The 22000-nt window shown below is 65.2% G+C and carries 18 protein-coding genes; 12 read left to right on the top strand and 6 right to left on the bottom strand.

From position 1 onward, the window contains the following. Positions 1–55: 55 nt before the first annotated feature. The 5 genes from P2G62_RS00300 (at position 56) to P2G62_RS00280 (ending at position 6535) form a co-directional block, all read left to right on the top strand. Positions 56–1051 carry a sugar ABC transporter permease gene (locus tag P2G62_RS00300; RefSeq protein WP_275732853.1) on the top strand — a complete coding sequence of 332 codons (996 nt, stop codon included), beginning with the start codon at positions 56–58 and terminating at the stop codon, positions 1049–1051. After that, entirely contained in the window at positions 1051–2184 is a 1134-nt protein-coding gene (locus P2G62_RS00295; protein WP_275732852.1) for a carbohydrate ABC transporter permease, read from the top strand. The genes P2G62_RS00300 and P2G62_RS00295 overlap by 1 nt, the downstream gene beginning before the upstream one ends. Further along, a complete protein-coding gene (locus P2G62_RS00290) occupies positions 2185–3819 on the top strand; it encodes an alpha-amylase family glycosyl hydrolase (RefSeq protein ID WP_275732851.1) in 1635 nt (544 codons plus the stop codon). 3 nt (positions 3820–3822) lie between these two features. Further along, complete coding sequence (ugpC, locus tag P2G62_RS00285; protein ID WP_275732850.1) at positions 3823–4908, top strand: sn-glycerol-3-phosphate ABC transporter ATP-binding protein UgpC; 1086 nt, start codon at positions 3823–3825, stop codon at positions 4906–4908. A 70-nt stretch (positions 4909–4978) separates the two neighbouring features. Next, on the top strand, positions 4979–6535 hold the full coding sequence (locus tag P2G62_RS00280) for a trimethylamine methyltransferase family protein (RefSeq protein ID WP_275732849.1): 1557 nt from the start codon (positions 4979–4981) through the stop codon (positions 6533–6535). A gap of 147 nt (positions 6536–6682) precedes the next feature. Here P2G62_RS00280 and P2G62_RS00275 read toward each other — a convergent pair whose 3' ends face one another. The 4 genes from P2G62_RS00275 to P2G62_RS00260 are packed head-to-tail and all read right to left on the bottom strand — an operon-like array spanning position 6683 to position 10751. Then, on the bottom strand, positions 6683–8005 hold the full coding sequence (locus P2G62_RS00275; protein ID WP_275732848.1) for an HlyC/CorC family transporter: 1323 nt from the start codon (positions 8003–8005) through the stop codon (positions 6683–6685). Between the two features lie 40 nt (positions 8006–8045). Then, positions 8046–9008 carry a site-specific tyrosine recombinase XerD gene (locus P2G62_RS00270; protein ID WP_275732847.1) on the bottom strand — a complete coding sequence of 321 codons (963 nt, stop codon included), beginning with the start codon at positions 9006–9008 and terminating at the stop codon, positions 8046–8048. Then, positions 9005–10627, bottom strand: coding sequence for a hypothetical protein (locus tag P2G62_RS00265; RefSeq protein WP_275732846.1), 1623 nt, complete (start codon positions 10625–10627; stop codon positions 9005–9007). Before P2G62_RS00265 ends, P2G62_RS00270 begins: the two co-directional genes overlap by 4 nt. Continuing rightward, positions 10617–10751: a hypothetical protein gene (locus P2G62_RS00260; RefSeq protein ID WP_275732845.1), complete on the bottom strand. Its 135-nt coding sequence runs from the start codon at positions 10749–10751 to the stop codon at positions 10617–10619. The genes P2G62_RS00265 and P2G62_RS00260 overlap by 11 nt, the downstream gene beginning before the upstream one ends. 248 nt (positions 10752–10999) lie before the next feature. Between P2G62_RS00260 and P2G62_RS00255 the strand changes: the two genes are divergently transcribed. The 3 genes from P2G62_RS00255 to P2G62_RS00245 all read left to right on the top strand — a co-directional run bounded on the left by P2G62_RS00255 (position 11000) and on the right by P2G62_RS00245 (position 13719). After that, positions 11000–11578, top strand: coding sequence for a shikimate kinase (locus tag P2G62_RS00255; protein ID WP_275733201.1), 579 nt, complete (start codon positions 11000–11002; stop codon positions 11576–11578). A gap of 1 nt (position 11579) precedes the next feature. Next, a complete protein-coding gene (aroB, locus tag P2G62_RS00250; protein ID WP_275732844.1) occupies positions 11580–12686 on the top strand; it encodes a 3-dehydroquinate synthase in 1107 nt (368 codons plus the stop codon). A gap of 136 nt (positions 12687–12822) precedes the next feature. Further along, positions 12823–13719: a hydrogen peroxide-inducible genes activator gene (locus tag P2G62_RS00245; protein ID WP_275732843.1), complete on the top strand. Its 897-nt coding sequence runs from the start codon at positions 12823–12825 to the stop codon at positions 13717–13719. A gap of 118 nt (positions 13720–13837) precedes the next feature. On the opposite strand, the gene P2G62_RS00240 is transcribed toward P2G62_RS00245, so the two are convergent. Next, complete coding sequence (locus tag P2G62_RS00240) at positions 13838–14386, bottom strand: peroxiredoxin (RefSeq protein ID WP_275732842.1); 549 nt, start codon at positions 14384–14386, stop codon at positions 13838–13840. Positions 14387–14678: 292 nt separating this feature from the next. On the opposite strand from P2G62_RS00240, the gene lipA reads away from it, so the two are divergent. The 4 genes from lipA to P2G62_RS00220 all read left to right on the top strand — a co-directional run bounded on the left by lipA (position 14679) and on the right by P2G62_RS00220 (position 20647). Further along, positions 14679–15629 carry a lipoyl synthase gene (gene lipA, locus P2G62_RS00235; RefSeq protein WP_275732841.1) on the top strand — a complete coding sequence of 317 codons (951 nt, stop codon included), beginning with the start codon at positions 14679–14681 and terminating at the stop codon, positions 15627–15629. A gap of 78 nt (positions 15630–15707) precedes the next feature. Continuing rightward, entirely contained in the window at positions 15708–18038 is a 2331-nt protein-coding gene (locus P2G62_RS00230) for a Tex family protein (RefSeq protein ID WP_275732840.1), read from the top strand. Positions 18039–18294: 256 nt separating this feature from the next. After that, a complete protein-coding gene (locus tag P2G62_RS00225; RefSeq protein ID WP_275732839.1) occupies positions 18295–20001 on the top strand; it encodes a tetrathionate reductase family octaheme c-type cytochrome in 1707 nt (568 codons plus the stop codon). Then, positions 19994–20647 (top strand): cytochrome b/b6 domain-containing protein, encoded by a 654-nt coding sequence (locus P2G62_RS00220; RefSeq protein WP_275732838.1) that lies wholly within the window; start codon positions 19994–19996, stop codon positions 20645–20647. Before P2G62_RS00225 ends, P2G62_RS00220 begins: the two co-directional genes overlap by 8 nt. A gap of 76 nt (positions 20648–20723) precedes the next feature. Here the strand turns inward: P2G62_RS00220 and tyrS are convergent, their stop codons facing one another. Further along, a complete protein-coding gene (gene tyrS, locus P2G62_RS00215; RefSeq protein ID WP_275732837.1) occupies positions 20724–21974 on the bottom strand; it encodes a tyrosine--tRNA ligase in 1251 nt (416 codons plus the stop codon). Positions 21975–22000: the final 26 nt, after the last annotated feature.

Below are 22000 nucleotides of genomic sequence, written 5' to 3'. Positions count from 1 at the left end.
ACATTTTCCGCCCGCAGGTTAGGCTTGCGGGCGGACTGATTTCGGAGGGCGCGCCTTGGAGCAACTGGCCTTTGCCACGGGCACCATCGTCGCGGGCGTCTTTGCCTGTGTGGCGTGGTTCTGGGGCTCCAACTGGCTGCTGGATGCGGTGTTTCCGGCACGGGGCGCGCGGGCGGGCGCCAATATCCTGCGTGCCAACATGATCCGGCCCTGGCTGTTCATCGGCCCGGCGGTGGGGTTTCTGGCGGTCTATCTGGTTTATCCGGTGATCAACTCGGTCTGGCGCAGCCTGCATGACGCGGGCGGGCGCGACTGGGTCGGGCTGGAAAACTACGCCTGGCTCGTGCGGGACGCGAAATTCCGCGAGGCGATCTGGAACAACATGCTGTGGCTCGCCGTGGTGCCCGCGCTGGCCACGCTGTTTGGCCTGTTGGCGGCGCAGATCACCGACCGCATCCGCTGGGGCAATGTCGCGAAAAGCTTCATCTTCATGCCGATGGCGATTTCCTTCGTGGGCGCCGGGGTGATCTGGAAATTCATCTATGATTACCGCCCCGAGGGGCAGGCGCAGATCGGCCTGCTGAACGCGATCTGGACCGGCCTGGGCCAGGCGCCCGAAACCTGGCTGACGCTGCCGTTCTGGAACAACTTCTTCCTGATGGCGGTGCTGATCTGGATTCAGACCGGTTTTGCCATGGTGATCCTGTCCGCCGCCCTGCGTGGCATCCCCGAGGAAACGATCGAGGCGGCCATTCTGGACGGTGCCAACCCCTGGCAGGTGTTCTTCCGCATCAAGGTGCCGCAGATCTGGGGCACGATCGCGGTCGTGTGGACGACGATCACCATCGTCGTGCTCAAGGTCTTCGACATCGTCTTCGTGATGACCAACGGGCAATGGGGCACGCAGGTGCTGGCCAATCTGATGTATGACTGGATGTTCCGCGGTGCGCCCGATTATGGCCGTGGCTCTGCCATCGCGCTTGTCATCATGGCGCTGGTGACGCCGATCATGGTCTGGAACATTCGCAACGCCCGCAAGGAGATGCGCTGATGGGCGGGATTGCGGGCACGAAGGCGCGGCTGGTCTGGGCGGTCAATCTGGCCGCGCTGCTGCTGGTGGTGCTGTGGACGATCCCGACCTTCGGCCTGCTGGTGTCCTCGTTCCGCGACCGTGACCAGATCGCAGCCTCGGGCTGGTGGCGCACGCCCTTCACCGCCGAGTCCACGGGCTTCGTGCGCGCGGGCACTGCCGCCGATCAGCAGCCAGAGGGCGATCTGTTCGTGATTTCGGGCACGGTGCTGGCCCCGGGGCAAACCCTGCTGGCCTGGGGCACCAGTGCGCGCGCGCCGGGCGCCTTTGCGCCGGGGGAAACCGTCGCGCTGAAGGACGGGCAGGCGCTGAGCGTCGCGGCCGATGGCCACTATCGCCTGACCGCGCCGCAGGCCTTCACCGAAACCCGCGGCATGCGGATCTTTCTGACCACCACCACGCCGCCGCGCCTGACCACGGAAAACTACGCCCGCGTGATCGGGGCCGAGGGGTTGGGCCGCGCGTTCCTGAACACCTTCACCGTGACGATCCCGGCCACGGTCATTCCGATCCTGATCGCGGCCTTCGCGGCCTATGCACTGGCCTGGATGCAATTTCCCGGCCGCGCACTGCTGATTGCCGCCGTGGTGGGGCTGCTGGTCGTGCCGCTGCAACTGGCGCTGATCCCGCTGCTGAAGCTGCATAACGATATCGGGCTGGGCAAGGGCTACATGGGGATCTGGCTGGCGCATACCGGCTTTGGCCTGCCGCTCGCGATCTATCTGCTGCGCAACTACATGGTCGGCCTGCCGCGCGAGATCATCGAAAGCGCGCGGGTCGATGGCGCGACCGAATTCCAGATTTTCCGCCGCATCATCCTGCCGCTGTCGTTTCCGGCGCTGGCGAGTTTCGCGATCTTTCAGTTCCTCTGGGTCTGGAATGACCTTCTGGTGGCGACGGTGTTTCTGGGCAATTCGCAGGACCAGCTGGTGATGACCGGCGTGCTGCGCGAACTTCTGGGTTCGCGCGGGGGGGATTGGGAAATTCTGGCGGCCTCGGCTTTCGTGTCGATCGCGGTGCCGTTGCTGGTGTTCTTCGCAATGCAAAAATATCTGGTGCGCGGGTTGCTCGCCGGGTCTGTCAAAGGTGGATGAATGAACGGATTGAAAAAAGACCCCGATTGGTGGCGCGGTGCGGTGATCTATCAGATCTATCCGCGCAGTTATCAGGACAGCAACGGCGATGGGGTGGGCGATCTGCTGGGCATCGTGCGGCGGCTGCCGCATGTCGCCAGCCTAGGTGCCGATGCGATCTGGATTTCGCCGTTCTTCACCTCGCCGATGAAGGATTTCGGCTATGACGTGGCCGATTACTGCGATGTCGACCCGCTGTTCGGATCGCTCGCCGATTTCGATCAGGTGATTGCCACGGCGCATCTGCTGGGCATGAAGGTGATGATCGACCTGGTGCTGAGCCATACCTCGGATCAGCACCCCTGGTTCAAGGAAAGCCGCGCCAGCCGCGACAATGACAAGGCCGACTGGTATGTCTGGTCAGATCCGAAACCCGACGGCACCCCGCCCAACAACTGGCTGTCGATCTTTGGCGGGCCGGCTTGGCAATGGGACGCGCGGCGTGAACAGTATTACCTGCACAATTTTCTGGTCAGCCAGCCCGACCTGAATTTCCACAGCCCGGCCGTGCAGCAGGAACTGTTGGGCGTGGCCAAGTTTTGGCTGGAGCGCGGGGTCGATGGTTTCCGCCTCGATACCATCAATTTCTACATGCACGACAAGGAGTTGCGCGACAATCCTGCACTGCCGGCGGCAGAGCGCAACGACCAGACCGCTCCCAAGGTGAACCCCTATAATCACCAGCGCCACATCTATGACAAGAACCACCCGCAAAACGTTGAATTCCTGCGGAAATTGCGCACACTGATGAACGGCTACAACGCCGCCGCTGTGGGCGAGGTCGGCGATAGCCAGCGGGGGCTGGAAATCCTGGGCGAATATACCTCGGGGGCGGACAAGATGCAGATGTCCTATGCGTTCGAATTCCTGTCCGGCCACGAACCCCTGTCCGCCCGCTATTTCAAAGAGGTGTTCGACAAGGTTTCCGCCGTTGCCGCCGATGGCTGGGCGTGCTGGGCCTATTCCAACCATGACGTTGTGCGCCACATCTCTCGCTGGGATCTTTCTGCCGCATCTGCAAGGCTTTACGCGACGTTGATGATGTGCCTGCGGGGATCGGTCTGCCTGTATCAGGGCGAAGAACTGGGCCTACCAGAGGCCGATATCACTTTCGAGGACCTGCAAGACCCTTATGGCCGCGAATTCTGGCCCGAGTTCAAGGGCCGCGACGGCTGCCGCACGCCGATGGTCTGGGAAAAAGACGCGGTCTATGGCGGGTTTTCCAGCGCGAAGCCGTGGTTGCCGGTGTCGTCGGCGCAGCTCAATCTGGCGGTGGACGTGGCCGAGCACGACCCGACGGCGCTGTTGCACCACTATCGCCGCGCTATTGCATTTCGTCGCAATCACAATGCCTTACGCGACGGAGTTATGACAGAAGTGATGGCTGAGGGATCGCTTCTGAGCTTCCGGCGGATCAATCAGAACGAAGAAATCCTGTGCTTCTTCAACCTGTCGGATCAGCCGGTCAATGCGACCGTTCCCGCAGGCGACTGGGTGACGATTGCGGGCGAGCTGGGCTCGATCCGCCCGTTGCCCGATCACACGCTGCATCTTGGACCGTGGCAGCCCAGCATTCTGCTGTTGAACAAGGGGTAGGACATGGCCGATCTGTCGCTGAAAGACGTGGCCAAGGCCTATGGCGAGGTCAAGATCCTGTCGGGGATCAATCTTGAGATCAAGTCCGGGGAACTTATTGTTTTCGTTGGGCCTTCTGGTTGCGGCAAGTCTACGCTGCTGCGGATGATCGCCGGGCTGGAACGGATTTCGGGCGGCGATCTGACGATTGACGGGCAGCGCATGAACGATGTGCCGCCCGCGCAGCGTGGCATCGCGATGGTGTTTCAGTCCTACGCCCTTTATCCGCACATGACGGTGCGCGACAACATGGCCTTCGCGCTGAAGATTGCGAAGAAGTCCCCGCAGGAAATTGAAAAGGCAGTGGAAAATGCTGCGCGCATTTTGCAGCTGACGCCCTATCTGGACCGGCTGCCCAAGGCGCTGTCAGGCGGGCAGCGGCAGCGTGTGGCGATCGGGCGGGCGATCGTGCGCGACCCCAAGGTGTTTCTGTTCGACGAGCCTCTGTCCAATCTGGATGCCGCGCTCCGCGTCGCCACCCGGATCGAGATCGCGCAGCTGAAAGAGGCGATGCCCGACCGCACGATGATCTATGTCACCCACGATCAGGTCGAGGCGATGACGCTGGCAAGCCGCATCGTGGTGCTGGCGGGCGGCGGGATCGCGCAGGTCGGCACGCCGCTGGACCTTTATGACCGCCCCGAAACCGAATTCGTCGCGCAGTTCATCGGCAGCCCCGCGATGAACCTTCTGCCCGGAACGGTTGTCAAGACCGGCGCGCAGACCACGGTCGAACTGGCGGGTGGGGGGATCGCGCACAGCCATGTGCCGACGCGGCCCGCCGATCTGGGGCTCGCGGTCAACATCGGTGTGCGCCCCGAGGATTTCCATCCGACCGATGGCGCGGGCATCTTCAGCGGAACCGTCGCGATCGTCGAGGCCCTGGGCGAAGTGAGCCTGCTGTACTTCACCCCTGAAAAGGGCGCCCCGGCGATGATCGCCAAGCTGCCCGGCACTCACGCCGATCTGCGCCACCGGCAGGTGACCCTGGGCGCCGACCCGGCGAAGGTGCATCTGTTCCACGCCGGGCGGTCGCTTCTTTACCGCTGATGTCGCTTTGTGCGCATGGGTGCGGCCCAGGGCACGCTACAACAGACTCAAAGCACTCTGGGAGGCGTGAATGGAAGAGGTTGTCGAGGGGCAGTCGGGCGGACGGCGGGCACGGGGTGGCGGTGGCGCCGCACGGCGGGCCGAACGCACAGCGGTGAAACAGGAATTCACGCGTTTCATCACCCGCAACATCCCCAATTTCGACGTGCTGACCGAAGAGGCGCTGCAGATCATCGAGCATAACGCCGAAACGGTGCTGGAAGAGATCGGCGTGAATTTCGTGGAAAACCCGGCGGCCCTGCAGCGCTGGCGCGATGTCGGTGCCGATGTGCAGGGCGAACGGGTGCGCATTCCCCGCGGTCTGGCGCGCAAGCTGTGCGCGACCGCGCCGGCGCAGTTCACCCAGCATGCCCGCAACCCCGAGCGCAACGTCGAGATCGGCGGCAAGAATCTGGTTCTGGCGCCGGTCTATGGCCCGCCCTTCGTGCGCACCGCTTCGGGCGGGCGGCGCTATGCCACGATCGCGGATTTCCGCAACTTCGTGAAACTGGGGCAGATGTCGAAATGGGTTCACCATTCGGGCGGCACCGTCTGCGAACCCACCGATGTTGCGGTGAACAAGCGCCATCTCGATATGCTGCATGCCCATATGACGCTGAGCGACAAACCCTATATGGGATCGGTCACCGAACGCTCGCGCTGTGTGGATTCGGTCGAGATGTCGAAGATCCTGTTCGGCGCGGATTTCGTCGATCAGAACACGGTGATGACCTCGCTCGTCAACATCAACTCGCCGCTGACCTTCGATCCGATCATGATGGACGCGCTCGAGGTCTATGCCGCGGCGAACCAGGCCTGCATCATCTCGCCCTTCATCGTGGGCGGCGCGATGGCGCCGGTCAGCGTCGCGGGCACGCTGACGCAGGTGCTGGCAGAGGTGCTGGCGGGCGTGGCCTACAGCCAGATGATCCGCCCCGGCGCGCCGGTGATCTTCGGCGCCTTCGTGACCTCGATCGACATGAACTCGGGCGCGCCGACTTTCGGCACCCCCGAGGCCGCGCAGATTACCCTGGGGGCGGGCCAGCTGGCGCGGCGCCTGGGGCTGCCCTACCGCTCGGCCGGGGCCTTCTGCGGATCGAAACTGCCCGATGCGCAGGCGGCTTATGAAACCGCCAACAGCCTGAATATCGGGCTGCTGTCAGGGGTCAACTTCATGCTGCACGCCTGCGGCTGGCTGGAAGGCGGGCTGGTCAGTTCGTATGAGAAATATGTGATGGACGCCGACCAGCTGGGCATTCTGCACCGTCTGGCCGCGGGTATCGACATGAGCGAGAACGGGCAGGGGATGGATGCGATCCGCGAGGTCGGCCCCGGCGGGCATTACCTCGGCTGTGCCCATACCCAGGCCAATTTCAAATCGGCCTTCTGGAAGACCGACCTGCTGGATTACAAACCCTTCGAGACCTGGGAAGAAGAGGGCGCGCGCGACACCGTGGCGCTGGCTGCCCGCCGGGTTGAAAAGATGCTGGGCGACTATCAGCCGCCCGCGCTCGACCCCGCGGTGGGCGAGGCGCTGGCAGAGTATGTGGCCAAAAAGAAAGCGGCAGAGCCTGACGCCTTCATGTGAGAAAAGGGGGGCTCTGCCCCCCGTCCTTCGGACTCCCCCCGGGATATTTGGGCCAGAAAGAAGGATGGATTTCTTTCTGGATGAAATATCCCGGGGGTGAATGGCCGAAGGCCAGAGGGGGCGGCGCCCCCTGCACCCGGGCCGTCCCTAGTCGATCTTGGGCAGAAGCGGCCGGATCTTGAGCTTGGTGATCCGGTTATCCTTGCGACCGACGACCTCGAAGCGGAAGCCGTGGAAGGAAAAGACCTGACCTTCGGTCGGGATCGTCTGCGCCTCGTGGATCACCAGGCCAGCGATGGTGTTCGCCTCGTCATCGGGCAGCGTCCAGTCGGTCTCGCGGTTCAGGTCACGGATCGTCATCGCCCCATCGACAAGGTAATCACCGGTCTCGGTGGGTTTGAGCTGACGCTCGGCCTTGGGGTCGAATTCGTCGGAAATCTCGCCCACGATTTCCTCGAGGATGTCTTCCAGCGTCAGCAGCCCCTTCAGATCGCCGTATTCATCCACCACCATGGCGAAATGGGTGCGCCGTTTCAGGAACTCACGCATCTGTTCGTCGAGCGGCGTTGTTTCGGGGATGAAATAGGGCTTCATCGCCACTTTCATCACATCCATCTCGGCAAGGCTGGCCAGCGTGCCATCGCCTTCGCGCAGCAGCTTTTCGACCGCGCGCAGCAGGTCCTTGGCGTGGATCACCCCCACCACATTCTCGCGCTCGCCCTTGTAGAGCGGCAGGCGGGTGTGCGGCGAGGCCAGAACCGCAGTGAAGATCGCGTTGGGGTCGTCCTCGGCGTCGATCATCTCGATCTGGCTGCGGTGGCGCATGATTTCGTCGACCGTGCGCTTGCCCAGATCCAGCGCGCCCAGCAGGCGGTCGCGGTCTTCCTTGTCGACCGTGCCCTCCGAGGTGCCGATGGCCAGCGCGCCTGCGATTTCATCATGGATCGAGAACATTGCCTGATTGGCGTCGGTGCGGAACCCGAACGCCCAGAGGATACCGCGCACGATGGCGCGCACCACGCTGACCATGGGGGCCAGAACCCTGGTCAGGATGCGGATCGGGCGGGCCACGCGCGAGGCCACCGTTTCGGGCAGGGTGATCGCATACGTTTTGGGCAGGACTTCGGAAAAGATCAGCACCAGCAGCGTCATGCCAAGCGTTGCCAGCGCCACGCCGCTGTCGCCGAAAAGCCGCGTCAGCAGCGCTGTGGCCAGCGAGGCCGACAGGATGTTGACGACGTTATTGCCCAGCAGGATTGCGCCGATCAGCCGTTCGCTGTCTTCGGTGACCTCCAGCGCGGCCTCGGCGCCGACATCGCCCTTGTCGGCGCGGCTACGCAGCTTGGCGCGGCTGGCGGCGGTCAGCGCGGTTTCCGAGCCGGAAAAGAAGGCCGACATCAGCAAAAGGGCGATGATCGACCCGGCGGTCAGCCAGAAGGTCGTGTCGAGGAGGGAAAATTGCGGGTCCATGGCACTCATTTAGGGGTGAGAGGCGGCGGCATTCAAGGGGTTAGTCGCGGTGGGTGTCGGGGGCAGGGCGCGCCAGCGGGTGATGCCCCAGCACCAGGTCTTTCAGGCGTTCGTCCAGCACATGGGTGTAAATCTCGGTGGTGGACAGATCGGCATGGCCCAGCAGGGTCTGGATCACGCGCAGATCGGCGCCGCCCTGCAGCAGATGCGTGGCGAAGGCATGGCGCAGGACGTGGGGCGTGACGCGCGCGGGGCTGATCCCGGCGGAGACCGCGATATCCTTCAGCAGGCCGTGGAACCCTTGCCGGGTCAGGTGGCCTTCCTTCGCCCCCGAGGGAAACAGGAACCGCGAGGGCGGCACGCGGCGCTGCACGCGGGCCTCTTCCTCGGCCGCGTCGCGGCAGGCCAGCCACGCGGCCAGCGCCTCTTGCGCGGGGGGGCTGAGCGGGACCATGCGTTCCTTGTCGCCCTTGCCGCGGATCAGCAGCATCGCCGGATTGCCGCGGGCGGCCGCGACCGGCAGACCGACCAGTTCGCTGACCCTCATGCCGGTGGCGTAAAGCAGTTCCATCAGGCAGCGGTTGCGGATCTGCTCGGGCAGGCTGCGGCCCTGATCGCGCGCGGCTTCCAGCAGCGCCTCGACCTCGTCAAGGCCGAGCGTCTTGGGCAGGCGCTGCGGTTTGCCCGGCCCCGCGATGCGAATTGCGGGATTGTCGGCGCGCCAGCCTTCCTCGTAGGCGAAGCGATAAAGCTGCCGGATCGACGAGAGCCTGCGCGCGCGGGTCGATTTGGCCAGCCCCTCGGCCTCGCAGCGGATCAGATAGGTTTCGATGTCGGCGCGCGTCAGCGTATCGAGCGTCAGCGACTTCGCCGCGACAAAGCCTGCAAAGTCGTTCAGATCGCGGCCATAGCTCAGCAGGGTGTTGCGCGCCGATCCGGCCTCGGCGGCCTGGGCGTCCAGAAATGTCGCAATCCAGCCTGCCGCGTCGGACGGCGCGCTCATCCGCGCCGCTCCAGGATCACCAGTTCCAGCGCGGTGCGCCGCGCCACGCTTTCCAGGCCCGCCATCCGCAGCAGCGACAGCCCGGCAACGACCCGGCGGTAATCGCCCTTGGCGCCTTCGGTCACATCGTCGATCGCGGCCAGCAGCGCCTCGCCCAGACGACCGGGCAGCAGCGCGGCATAGGGGGCGGGGGCGGCCGCGGGGGGCGCATCGAAGACCTGTTTGAGCGCCAGCCCCAGCTGATCCTGCGCGGGGATGCCGACGGTCGTGCCCTGCGCGATCCCGACCAGCAGCCGCTCGTCCAGATCGCGCGGCGCGTGGGCGCGGGCCACGGTTTCGTAATCGGGCGTCAGCAGCCCCAGCCGGAAGGCCAGCGCGCCCGAATCGCCGGGCAAATCCATCGTCGCCAGTTGCGGCGCATAGAAGGCGGCCAGCACGGGTTCCAGCTCCTGCCCCTGCATCACGTCATAGGCGGCGGGCAGCAGCTGCGCCACGCGGCTGGCCTTGCCGGCGGCAATCGCCGTGTCGAGCTTGGCAATGGCGTTGACCCGGTCCCAGACGCCGCCCGAAGCAGCGGCGCTTTGATCGGTGTAAAGACCCAGCAACTGGTTGGGGTCCAGCACGCCCACGCGGGCCAGCCGCTCGGCGGCCTCAAGCTGTGCCTTCCAACCGGTATTGGCGCGCAGGTCGGCCTGGGCAAAGGCCAGCGGCAGATTGCCGGTGGGCATTGGCTGGCCGATTGCCTCCATCATGCGGAAGACCAGCGGCGAGGGACGGGCCGGCGGCACCAGATCCTCGGCCCCATCGGCCAGTTCAGGCTCCAGGAACCGCTCCAGCAGGGGGGCGATGTCATCGTCGATCTGCCCGAGCGCCCGCCCGGTGCCGAAACTCAGCGCCGCGGTCTGCCAATCGCCGCGTCGGGCCAGACAGAAGATCCGGGCCGGGAACGAGGGCGCGATGCTGGGCGCGCGTTCCATCATCGCGCAGGCGGCATCTTCCTGTCCCAGCAGCAGCGCCACGTCGAAATGACGGCGGAAAATCTCGGGGTCTGCGGGGTCGGCCTGTTCCAGCAGTGCCAGCGCCGGTTCCAGGGCGCCCAGATCCAGCAGCCGGTCGATCCGCGCCAAAAACAGCACGTTGCGTCCGGTCGTCGCGGTATTCAGGGGCGGGTCGAGTTCGGCCAGCAACAGTTCCAGCAGGAAGCCCTGCACGCTGGGCAGGGTGTCCAGTCGCTCCTTGCGCAGTGTGACGGCAAGGCTCGCTTCGGGCGTGGCGCCCCACAGATCGCGCGGCAGGCCGGTGCGGCTTGCGGGCAGCAGGCCCAGCCCGTTGGAAGACGGCCGGTCCAGTGACATCACCGTCACATCGGCGACCGGCGCACCGGAACTGACCGGGGGTTCGCCCGGATGGGCGCCCGTAACTGCCCGGCTGCCATTCGGTGCCATGCCGACCGGCGTCACGACCGAACGCGACAGCCAGTCGATGGCCGACATCGGCTGGGTTTCGGCCTGCGCAGGCAATGTCAGCCCCAGACCCACCGCGCATAGCAAGACCGCGCCTGCGCGCTTGCGCGCCCGGCGCGGTGTCATCCGCGGCAAAAAGATGTGGTCAGTTCCCACTCGGTCCCTCCGGCAGCGTCACATCCAGCCGCTGCTCGGTGCTGTCAGGGGCCATGTCGCCGAAATAGGCATAGCCCACCACCGCCAGCCCTGCCAGCAGAGCCAGAATCACGAGTATCTGCAAGATGCGCCCCATAGGTCGGCCTTTCGTTTCTTCTTTGCCCCGGAGGTCCGGGAATTTCGTTCAGCGCTTGGCGCTTTGCGCGGTCGCGCCCCCGAAACGACCCTGCTCCGGTCGTCGCACTTCGGGGAGCGGCGCGATTATAACTGGCATTTCGCGGAAGTTCACGCCATTCAAGAGCGGAAAGATCACGAATGCGCAACCGCCCGCCGACCGGCGGGATTGCGCGCAGGGGCCGGCCTGGCGGGCGGTTGGAAGGAAGAGACGTGACCCAGACAAGTTCGCGACCGCCCCGGTTGCGCAAGACGGTGGTATTGGTGGGGATGATGGGGTCCGGCAAGACGGCGGTCGGCACCGCGCTGGCCCGGATGCTGGGGGTGCCGTTTCTGGACAGCGACGAGGAAATCGTGCGCGCGGCCCAGATGTCGGTGGCCGAGATCTTCGCCCGCGACGGAGAGCCCTTCTTCCGTGCCCGCGAGACCGAGGTGCTGGAGCGGTTGCTCTCGGGGCCGCCTGCGGTGGTCTCGACCGGCGGCGGGGCCTTCATGAGCGCGCAGAACCGCGAGATGATCGCGCGGCTCGGGGTCTCGGTCTGGTTGCAGGCGGATCTGGAACTGCTGTGGAACAGGGTGCGGCACAAGAATACCCGCCCGCTTTTGCGCACCGCCGATCCCAAGCGCACGCTGACCGACTTGCTTGCCCAACGCGCGCCGGTCTATGCGCTGGCGCAGATTGCGGTTCCGGCCGAACCGGGCCTGTCGATCGAAGCGATGGCGCAAAAGGTGGTGGGTGCGTTGCGCGCCCGGCCGGGTTTGTTCGAGGAGGCATGAGATGCGCGAAACCGTGCGGGTAGAACTGGGCGCGCGCGCCTATGAGGTGCGGATCGGCACCGGGCTGGTGGCCAATGCGGGCGCCGAGATTGCGCCGCTGCTGCGCCGTCCCCGGGTCGCGGTGATTACCGATGAAACCGTGGGGCCGCTGCATCTGGCGGCGCTGCGCGCGGGTCTGGGCGATATTGAGATGGTCAGCCTTGCGCTGCCCGCGGGCGAGGCCACCAAAAGCTGGCCGCAGTTCACCCGCGCGGTCGAATGGCTGCTGGAACAGAAGGTCGAGCGCAAGGATATCGTCGTGGCTTTCGGCGGCGGCGTGATCGGCGATCTGGTGGGCTTTGCGGCCGCCGTGCTGCGCCGGGGTGTGCGGTTTGTGCAGATCCCGACGACGCTGCTGGCGCAGGTCGACAGCTCGGTCGGGGGCAAGACCGGGATCAACGCGCCGCAGGGCAAGAACCTGATCGGCGCCTTCCATCAGCCCAGCTTGGTTCTGGCCGATATCGACCTGCTTGATACGCTGCCTGCGCGTGATTTTCTGGCGGGCTATGGCGAGGTGGTGAAATACGGGCTGCTGGGCGACGCGAATTTCTTCGACTGGCTGGAGGCGAACGCGCCCGCGATGGCGGCGGGCGACAAGGCCGCGCGGCTGCATGCCGTTACCCGCTCGGTCCAGATGAAGGCCGATATCGTGGCGCGTGACGAAACCGAGGAAGGCGACCGCGCGCTGCTGAACCTGGGCCACACCTTCTGTCACGCGCTGGAATCGGCCACCGGCTATTCCGACCGGCTGTTGCATGGCGAAGGCGTGGCGATCGGCTGCGCGCTGGCGTTTGAACTGAGCCAACGCCTGGGCCTGTGCGCGCAAGAGGCCCCGAGCCGCGTGCGCGCGCATCTGAAAGCGATGGGGATGAAGACCGATCTTGCCGATATCCCCGGCGATCTGCCTGATGCCGAGGCGCTGATCGCGCTGATGGCGCAGGATAAAAAGGTGCTGGACGGCAAGATGCGCTTCATTCTGGCGCGCGGGATCGGGCAGGCTTTCGTCACCTCGGACGTGCCGCGCGATGTGCTGAAATCGGTTCTGGTGGACGCGCTGGCCGCGCGCTGATCCGGGGGCTTGCCCACAGGGCGCGCGGGTTTCCTGCGCGCCTTTTCTTTTGCGCCTGAGGCCCGCGTGGCTGCGATGCCCCGGCCTGCGAAGACTTCGGAATTGTGGTTTCGCAGTTTCGTGCTAAGCGTTCCTTATGAGAATAACCTTGCGCCAACTCAGCTACCTGATCGCGCTGGAACGGCACCGCAGCTTTTCGCGCGCAGCCGAGGCGGTGCATGTCACTCAGCCTGCGCTGTCCATGCAGATCCGCGAGCTGGAAACCGAATTGGGCCTGTCCCTGATCGAACGCCGCCCGCGAGACATCCGCCTGACCCGGGCGGGCCGGATGGTGCTGGCGCGGGCCGAGGCGATCGAGGCGGAACTGCGCGCGCTGCAAGCCGAAGCCCGGCGCGGGCAGGGCAGCCTTAACCTAGGGGTGATCCCGACAATCGCGCCCTACCTTTTGCCGCGCGCATTGCCCGCATTGCGCGCGAGTGCCGCGCTGCGCCTGCGCGAGGCGCGCACCGAGGCCCTGCTGGCCGATCTGAACGCCGGCCGGATTGATGCGGCAATCATCGCCACGCCCGCGCCCGAGTGCCATGAGGTGCCGTTGGGCGAAGACCGCTTCCTGCTGGCCGGAACGCCCGCATTGCTGGCGCTGAACCGCGGGCTTGCACCCGATGCGCTGGATCCCGGCGCGCTGTTGCTGCTGGATGAAGGGCACTGTCTGGCCGATCAGGCACTGGCGCTGTGCGGGCTGACGCGGGCGGCGCAATCGGTCGATCTGGGGGCCTCGTCGCTCAGCACGCTATGCGGGCTGGTGGGGCAGGGGATGGGGCTGACCCTGGTGCCGGAAATCGCAGCCTCCGTCGAGTCGCGGGCGGCACCGGGTCTTGCGCTGATGCGATTCGCGCAAGAGCCCGCCCGCACCCTGCGTCTGGTCGGGCGCAAGGACAGCCCCGATGCCGCGCTCTGGTTCGAGCCGCTGGCCCAGACCCTGCGCGCCGTTTGTGCGGACCTTCTGGCAGAGGTGCGCAAGGAATTTCCCTGAGGCAGGGCGCGCGCGCCCGGCGAGCTTTGTGCCGTCAGGGCAAAGAAAAAGGCCGGGGGGACGTATCCCCCCAGCCCCCGTTCGCGCCTTTCCTGGAGGCGCGAAAGCGATGCGGCGATCAGGCCGCCTGTTCCTTGTTGGCCTCGATCAGCCAGTTCAGGACGGTTTCGGGCGAGGACATGCCGTAGGGATCTTCGCCGTGGTTATCGGCCAGCCCCGGCTCTTCGAACCAGGCTTCGACCACGCCATCATTGACGACGGCGGCATAGCGCCAGCTGCGCAGCCCGAAGCCGAGGTTGTCCTTGCGCACCAGCATGCCGACGCGGCGGGTGAATTCGCCCGAGCCGTCGGGGATGACCTGCACGTTTTCCAGCCCCTGCGCCTTGGCCCATTGGTTCATCACGAAAGCGTCGTTGACCGACAGGCAATAGATCGCGTCGATGCCTTGCGCCACGAAATCGCCAAACCCCTTTTCGAAGCCCGGCAGCTGGTAGGTCGAGCAGGTGGGAGTGAAGGCGCCGGGCAGGGCGAACAGCACCACGCGCTTGCCCGCGAAATAATCCGCGGTGGTCTTGTCTTCCCAGCGGAACGGGTTCGACCCGCCGATGGATTCGTCGCGCACACGGGTGTGGAAGGTGACTTCGGGCAGTTTGGCGCCGGTTTGCATCGGGGGCTCCTGCTGGGGGTGGGGGAATGGGTGTCTTTGGAATCGTTCTAAAAGCTGCGCGATAAGGTCACAAGAGCTGACTTTGCAATTGCGGCAAAAAACCTGGGGAATTTTCTGCATTGCAAAGAAAAGCGGCGCAGGGAGGGGGCTTTGCCGCTTTGGGCGGGTGTCACGCACAGGCAAGCGGTCACGGGGCGTGCCGCCTGCGCCTTGACGCGGGGGCGGGCAACGTTGCTTCGGCGCCCGAAAGGGCGTATCTGAGGGGACAGACCGCTTTTCAGGGGGAAAATCCGTGCGCGATCTCAAGATTCCCGGCCAGCGTCACCCGGAAAAGGCGCATAAACCCGATCAGGCGCAGCCGAAGAAGCCTGGCTGGATCCGGGTCAAGGCACCGACCTCGCAGGGCTACAAGGACACGCGCGAGATCCTGAAAACGAACAAGCTGGTCACCGTCTGCGAAGAGGCGGGCTGCCCCAATGTGGGCGAATGCTGGTCGCAGGGCCATGCCACGATGATGATCATGGGCGAGATCTGCACCCGGGGCTGTTCGTTCTGCAACATCGCCACCGGCCGTCCCGACACGCTGGATGCGTTCGAGCCGGGGCGGGTCGCGCATGCGGTGGCGACGCTGGGGTTGAAACATGTGGTCATCACCTCGGTCGATCGCGACGATCTGGAGGATGGCGGGGCCGAGCATTTCGCCCAGACGATCCGCGCGGTGCGCCACCGGGCGCCGGGCACGACCATTGAAATTCTGACCCCGGATTTCCTGAAATGCGCCCCTTCGGCGCTGGAAACCGTGGTTGCGGCCAAGCCCGACGTGTTCAACCACAATCTGGAAACGGTGCCGGGGCTTTACCCCACGGTGCGCCCGGGCGCGCGCTATTTCCACAGCCTGCGGCTGTTGCAGCGCGTCAAGGAACTGGACCCGACGATCTTCACCAAATCCGGCATCATGGTGGGTCTGGGCGAGGACGGCCAGGGCGTTCGGCAGGTGATGGATGACATGCGCGCGGCCGATGTCGATTTCCTGACCATCGGCCAGTATCTGCAGCCCACGCCGAAACACCACAAGGTCGACCGTTTCGTGACGCCCGAGGAATTCAAGGAGTACGAAAAAGCGGCCTATGGCAAGGGTTTCCTGATGGTTTCGGCCACGCCGCTGACGCGGTCCTCCTATCATGCGGGCGACGATTTCGCGCGGCTGCGCGCGGCGCGTCTGGCGAAACTCGGTCAGGCGTAAGGCGCCTGTCCCCGGCCCCTTCCCCTTGCGGGTGGGGGTCGCTAGAAAGGGCCTCCGCACAGACCGAGGAGGCCCCCCGTGGACACCAACCAACGTATCGCCCAGACCATTGCGCAGGAAATCTCTGCCCGCCCCGAACAGGTGCGCGCCGCGGTGCAATTGCTGGACGAAGGCGCCACCGTGCCCTTCGTTGCGCGCTATCGCAAAGAGGTGACGGGCGGTCTGGACGACACGCAACTGCGCACGCTGAATGACCGGCTGACCTATCTGCGCGAACTGGAACAGCGCCGCGCCGCCATCGTCGAATCGATCCGCGCGCAAGACAAGCTGACCGACGATCTGGCGCTGTCGATCCATCGCGCGGTGACCAAGGCCGAGCTGGAAGACATCTATCTGCCCTACAAGCCCAAGCGCCGCACCAAGGCGATGATCGCGCGCGAAAACGGGCTGGGCGCGCTGGCCGAGGCGATCCTGGCCGACCGCATGGCCGACCCCGAGGCGCTGGCCGCGGGCTTCGTGACCGAGGCGGTGCCGAGCGTGAAGGATGCGCTGACCGGCGCGCGCGACATTCTGGCCGAGGGCCTGTGCGAAAATGCCGCCCTGCTGGGCGATCTGCGGGCGTTTTTGCAGCGCGAGGCGCAGATCGTGTCGAAAGTGGTCGCAGGGCAGGAAGAGAAGGGCGCGAAGTTTTCGGATTACTTCGACCACCGTGAGAAATGGGCGACCGTTGCGGGGCATCGCGCGCTGGCGATGCTGCGGGCCAGCAACGAAGGTGTGGTGACGCTCGACATTGCCCCCGACGAGGCGGGCGTGGCACAGGCCGAAGCGATGGTGGCCGCAGCGCTGGAGGCGCGGGGCGGCGGTAAGGGCGATGTCTGGCTGCGCGGTGTCGCGGGCTGGACCTGGCGGGTCAAGCTGTCGCTGTCGATGATGCTGGATCTGCTGGGCGAGATGCGGGCCCGCGCGCAGGACGAGGCGATCGGTGTCTTTGCCCGTAACCTCAAGGATTTGCTGCTGGCGGCGCCGGCGGGCGCGCGGCCCACGCTGGGGCTGGATCCGGGCATTCGCACCGGGGTGAAGGCCGCGGTGGTGGATGCGACCGGCAAGCTGGTGGCGACCGATACCCTGTATCCGTTCCAACCCAAGAACGACCTGCGCGGCGCGCAGGCGGCCATTCTGGCGCTGATCGCGCGCCATGGGGTCGAACTGATCGCGATCGGCAACGGCACCGCCTCGCGCGAAACCGAGAAACTGGTGGCCGAGACGCTCAAGATGCTGCCTGCGTCGGTCAAGGCGCCGACCAAGGTCGTGGTGTCCGAGGCGGGCGCCTCGGTCTATTCGGCGTCAGAACTGGCGGCGCGGGAATTCCCTGACCTTGATGTCAGCCTGCGTGGCGCGGTGTCGATTGCGCGCCGCCTGCAGGACCCGCTGGCCGAACTGGTCAAGATCGAGCCGAAATCCATCGGTGTGGGCCAGTATCAGCACGATGTCGACCAGCACCGTCTGGGCCGGTCGCTGGAAGCGGTGGTCGAGGATGCGGTGAACGCGGTGGGCGTCGATCTGAACATGGCCTCGGCGCCGCTGCTGGCGCATGTGTCCGGGCTGGGGCCGGGGCTGGCCGAGGCGATCGTCGCGCATCGCGATGCCAATGGCGCCTTTGCCACCCGCCGCGATCTGCTGAAGGTCGCGCGTCTTGGGCCGCGCGCGTTTGAACAATGCGCGGGCTTCCTGCGCATTCGCGATGGCGAAGAACCGCTCGATGCCTCGGCCGTCCACCCCGAAGCCTATGCCGTCGCGCGGCGGATCGTGAAGGCCTGCGGGCGCGATCTGCGGGCGCTGATGGGCGACAGCGCGGCCCTGCAACGGCTGCGCGCCGAGGACTTCGTGGACGACAAATTCGGCCTGCCCACGGTGCGCGACATCCTGTCCGAACTGGAAAAACCCGGCCGCGACCCGCGCCCCGATTTCAAGACCGCAAGCTTCGCCGACGGGATCGAGGACATCAAGGATCTGCGCCCCGGGATGGTGCTGGAAGGCACGGTGACCAACGTCGCGGCCTTCGGCGCCTTTGTCGACATCGGCGTGCATCAGGACGGGCTGGTCCATGTCAGCCAGTTGGCGGATCGCTTCATCAAGGACCCGCACGAGGTGGTGAAGGCAGGCGATGTGGTCAAGGTCACGGTGACCGAGGTCGACGTGCCGCGCAAACGGATCGGCCTGTCGATGCGCAAGGACGGTGGCGCCAGCGCGCGTGAAGACCGCGCCGCGCGCAGCGCCGGACCGGGTGGCCCTAAAGGTGCCAGGCCGCCGCGCGGGCCGATGCAGGCAGGCCCCAAGGGGCAGGGCGGGACGGCGGCCGGCACCGGCGCACTGGGCGCGGCGCTGCTGGACGCGATGCGCAAACGCTGATCCTGCGACGGTGCGTCGGGGTGACCCGCGACGCTGTCTGTGCTAGTCTTTCGCCTGTTGGGGACGCCTCGTGTGGGCTGTCCCGAACAGACTGCGGGTTTGTGTCAATCGCTTCTGTCATGTCTGACGCAGCGTTATGCTGCGACGGCGTGTCTCAGGGGGTAACGGGTTTGTCGCATAGTCATACCGTTCACATTCTCGTAACTGAATACTTGGGAGACCCATATCCAGCCCTACGCCAGATTTCGGAGACTTGATGAGACAGACAGCGTTACGGATCACTGCCATCGTCTGGGCAGTCGTCCTGGGAGGGGGAGGCGCTGTCGCGCAAGACACCGCGGCCCCCGCAGAGCAGACGCCCACCGGCGCCCAGTCGATGCCCGCTCCGGGTGCGCTGGCCGCCCATATGAGCGATCCGGTCAAGGAATTGACCGCCGATCACGCGAAATTCGAGATCCTCAAGGGCCCCTTCGCCTCGGGCCCCGAAGTCACCGCCGCCTGTCTGAGCTGCCACACCGAGGCCAGCAATCAGGTGATGCATTCGGTGCACTGGAAATGGGAATATGACAATCCGGCCACCGGACAGACCCTGGGCAAGGCCAAGGTTCTGAACGCGTTTTGCGGCAACGTCGCGTCGAACGAAGTGCGCTGCACCTCGTGCCACACCGGCTATGACTGGGTCGATGTGCGCCAGCCGATGCCCGACGATCCGACCAAGGTCGACTGCCTCGTGTGCCACGACACCTCGGGGCAATATGCCAAGCAAGACAACACCGCAGGCAACCCGCCGCTGGACCCGGTGGACCCGAAGGCCAAGACCATCACCGGCGCCGATGCTTGGGCCGTTGATCTGGCCAAGGCCGCGCTGTCGGTGGGGCCGCCGTCGCGTGAAAACTGCGGCAACTGCCATTTCTACGGCGGCGGCGGCGATAACGTGAAGCACGGCGACCTCAGCTCGGCGCTGTTCGATCCCAGCCGCGCGGTGGATGTGCACATGTCGAAAGACGGTGCCAATTTCACCTGCGAGGCCTGTCACGTCTCGGACAAGCACGTTCTGGCCGGCTCGCGCTACACCACCGACGTGGCGCTGCCCGATGATGCGATGCACAAGCCGGGTGCCGCGCGCGACGTGGCGGCCTGCACCTCGTGCCACACCGATCAGCCGCACAAGGGGCCGAACCCGGTGATCGGCATGAAGCTGAACGATCACACCGACAAGGTGGCCTGCCAGACCTGCCACATCCCGGAATTCGCGCGGGGCGGCGTGGCGACCAAGACTTGGTGGGACTGGTCGACCGCGGGCAAGCTGAAAGACGGCAAGGGCTATTCCGAGGAAGAGTTCGTGCAGTCTGACGGCAAGCATCTGCACACCTATCTGTCGACCAAGGGCGATTTCAAATGGGGCGAGAATGTCGTGCCCTATTACGCCTGGTCGAATGGCGTGATGACCTACACCCTGCCCGAAACCACGATCGACCCGACCCAGGTGGTCGAGATCAATTCGATCGGCGGCGAAGCCGGGGCCAAGGATGCGCGGATCTTCCCGTTCAAGCGGATGGAAGGCAAGCAGGCCTATGACACCGAGCGTAACGTGCTGCTGTATAACCACGTTTACGGTCCGGGCGATGGCACGGCGCTGTGGTCCTATTTCGATTGGGAAAAATCGCTGAAGGCGGGGATGGACTATGTCGGTCTGGAGTACTCCGGCAAGTTCGATTTCGTCGAAACCCACATGTATTGGCCGATCACCCATATGGTCGCGCCGAAGGAAGACGCGCTGAAATGCGAAAGCTGCCACAGCGAAGGCGGCCGGATGGCCAATATCGCGGGCATCTATGTGCCGGGCAGCGGCATCGGCATCGGCGGCAAACTGGGGCTGGTGGTGTTCCTGATGGCGCTTCTGGGCGTGGTCGGGCACGGCGTTCTGCGCCTGTTTGGCAAGAAAGGGGATCACCATGGTTGAACGTTGCGTCAAGGTTTACACCCGGTTCAACCGGATCTGGCACTGGTCGCAGGTTGCCTCGATCATGGTGCTGTTCTTCACCGGCGCGCGGCTGCTGGGCCTGCACCAGATCGGGCCGTTCGGTCTGGCGGTGACGGTGCATACCATCGTGGCGCTGGCGCTGCTGCTGCTGTGGATCTTTGCCACCTTCTGGCTGTTCACCACCGGCGGCTGGCGACAGTTCATCCCGCGGCTGACGGGGCTGGCGCAGGTTGCCCGCTTCTATGCCTACGGCGTTTTCAAGGGCGAAGAGCACCCCTATGTGAAACGCTATGACCGTCGGCATAACCCGTTGCAGGCGCTGGCCTATTTCGCGCTGAAAATGGCGCTGTTCCCGGCGATCTGGATCTCGGGGCTGCTGTATCTCAGCTATAACCTCTGGGGCGGGAACGACGGGCAGGCGGTGCTGCTCGGGCTGGTCGCCAACCTGCATGTGCTGGCCGCCTTCGCCATTGCGTCCTTCGTGGTGGTGCATATCTATCTGCTGACCATCGGCCATGGCTTCCGCCAGCATGTGCGCCCGATGATCACCGGCTATGAAAAGGTCGATCTGACCCCCGAGGCCGAGGCCTATTTCGAATCCACCGGGCAGCTGATCAAGGACTGACCCGCAGGGCATACCAAACAGGAACGGGCGCCGGAGAGATCCGGCGCCCGTTTCCTTTTGTCCTGTGGTGCGGGCCTCAGCCCAGGCTGACCAGCGCGTGCCGCTTCTTGCCCGCCGAGAGCTTCACCGGCTCGGCGAAGTCGCCCGCGTGGAACATCCGGCCCGCATCGGCGCACAGATCGTCGTTCACCCGCAGCCCGCCTTCGGCGATCAGGCGCTTGCCGTCCTTGCCGGTCTTGGCCAGCCCCGAACGCACAACCAGCTGCGCCAGGCTGATGCCCTCGGCCAGATCGGCGGGGTCCAGATGCAGGGTGGGCAGGTCATCGCCCACACCGCCCTTTTCGAACACTTCGCGCGCGGTGGCTTCGGCCGCCTCTGCCGCGGCGCGGCCATGGCACAGCGCGGTGACCTCATTGGCCAGAATGACCTTGGCCGCGTTGATTTCCGACCCTGCCAGCGCGCCCAGACGGTCGCATTCCTCGACCGGCAGCTCGGTATAGAGCTTCAGGAACCGGCCGACATCGGCGTCGGTCGTGTTGCGCCAGAACTGCCAGAACTCGTAGGGGCTCAGCATCTCGGCGTTCAGCCAGATCGCACCGCCCTGCGACTTGCCCATCTTCTTGCCGTCCGAAGTGGTCAGCAGGGGCGAGGTCAGGCCGTAGATCTCGTGATCCAGCACACGCCGCGTCAGGTCGATCCCGTTGACGATATTGCCCCACTGGTCCGACCCGCCCATCTGCAGAAGGCAGCCATACCGGCGGTTCAGTTCCAGGAAATCATAGGCCTGCAGGATCATGTAGTTGAATTCAAGGAAGCTCAGCGATTGCTCGCGATCCAGCCGCGACTTCACGGATTCAAAGCTCAGCATCCGGTTGACCGAGAAATGCCGCCCGATGTCGCGTAGGAAATCGAGGTAATTGAGCCCGTCCAGCCATTCGGCATTGTTCAGCATCAGCGCGCCGGTCGGCCCGTCGCCGTAATCAAGGTATTTCGCGAAGACCTGCTTCATCCCGGCGATATTCTCGTCGATCTGCGCGGGCGACAGCAGCGGGCGTTCGTCCGAGCGGAACGAGGGGTCACCCACCTTGGTGGTGCCGCCGCCCATCAGGGTGATCGGCTTGTGCCCGGTCTTTTGCAGCCAGCGCAGCATCATGATGTTCAGCAGATGCCCGACATGCAGCGACTTGGCCGTCGCGTCATAACCGATATAGGTCGGAACGATGCCTTTGACCAAAGCCTCGTCCAACGCCTGATAATCGGTGCAATCGGCCAGATAGCCGCGCTCCATCATCACACGCATGAAGTCTGATTTGGGGTGGTAGGTCATCGTGCTTGTCCCTTTCTACGCCCCAT

This window comes from Paenirhodobacter sp. CAU 1674, assembly GCF_029222945.1.
Lineage (GTDB): Bacteria > Pseudomonadota > Alphaproteobacteria > Rhodobacterales > Rhodobacteraceae > Rhodobacter.
The sequence above is the reverse complement of the archived record's forward strand: the minus strand, read 5'-3'. Positions and strand labels throughout refer to the sequence as shown.

Bases quoted from the DNA above. Each gene is read 5' to 3' on its own strand.
- P2G62_RS00295 (WP_275732852.1), top strand. From the start codon at position 1,051: ATGGGCGGGATTGCGGGCACGAAGGCGCGGCTGGTCTGGGCGGTCAAT.
- P2G62_RS00290 (WP_275732851.1), top strand. From the start codon at position 2,185: ATGAACGGATTGAAAAAAGACCCCGATTGGTGGCGCGGTGCGGTGATC.
- ugpC (WP_275732850.1), top strand. From the start codon at position 3,823: ATGGCCGATCTGTCGCTGAAAGACGTGGCCAAGGCCTATGGCGAGGTC.
- P2G62_RS00280 (WP_275732849.1), top strand. From the start codon at position 4,979: ATGGAAGAGGTTGTCGAGGGGCAGTCGGGCGGACGGCGGGCACGGGGT.
- P2G62_RS00275 (WP_275732848.1), bottom strand. From the start codon at position 8,005: ATGGACCCGCAATTTTCCCTCCTCGACACGACCTTCTGGCTGACCGCC.
- P2G62_RS00270 (WP_275732847.1), bottom strand. From the start codon at position 9,008: ATGAGCGCGCCGTCCGACGCGGCAGGCTGGATTGCGACATTTCTGGAC.
- aroB (WP_275732844.1), top strand. From the start codon at position 11,580: ATGCGCGAAACCGTGCGGGTAGAACTGGGCGCGCGCGCCTATGAGGTG.
- P2G62_RS00245 (WP_275732843.1), top strand. From the start codon at position 12,823: ATGAGAATAACCTTGCGCCAACTCAGCTACCTGATCGCGCTGGAACGG.
- P2G62_RS00240 (WP_275732842.1), bottom strand. From the start codon at position 14,386: ATGCAAACCGGCGCCAAACTGCCCGAAGTCACCTTCCACACCCGTGTG.
- P2G62_RS00225 (WP_275732839.1), top strand. From the start codon at position 18,295: ATGAGACAGACAGCGTTACGGATCACTGCCATCGTCTGGGCAGTCGTC.
- P2G62_RS00220 (WP_275732838.1), top strand. From the start codon at position 19,994: ATGGTTGAACGTTGCGTCAAGGTTTACACCCGGTTCAACCGGATCTGG.
- tyrS (WP_275732837.1), bottom strand. From the start codon at position 21,974: ATGACCTACCACCCCAAATCAGACTTCATGCGTGTGATGATGGAGCGC.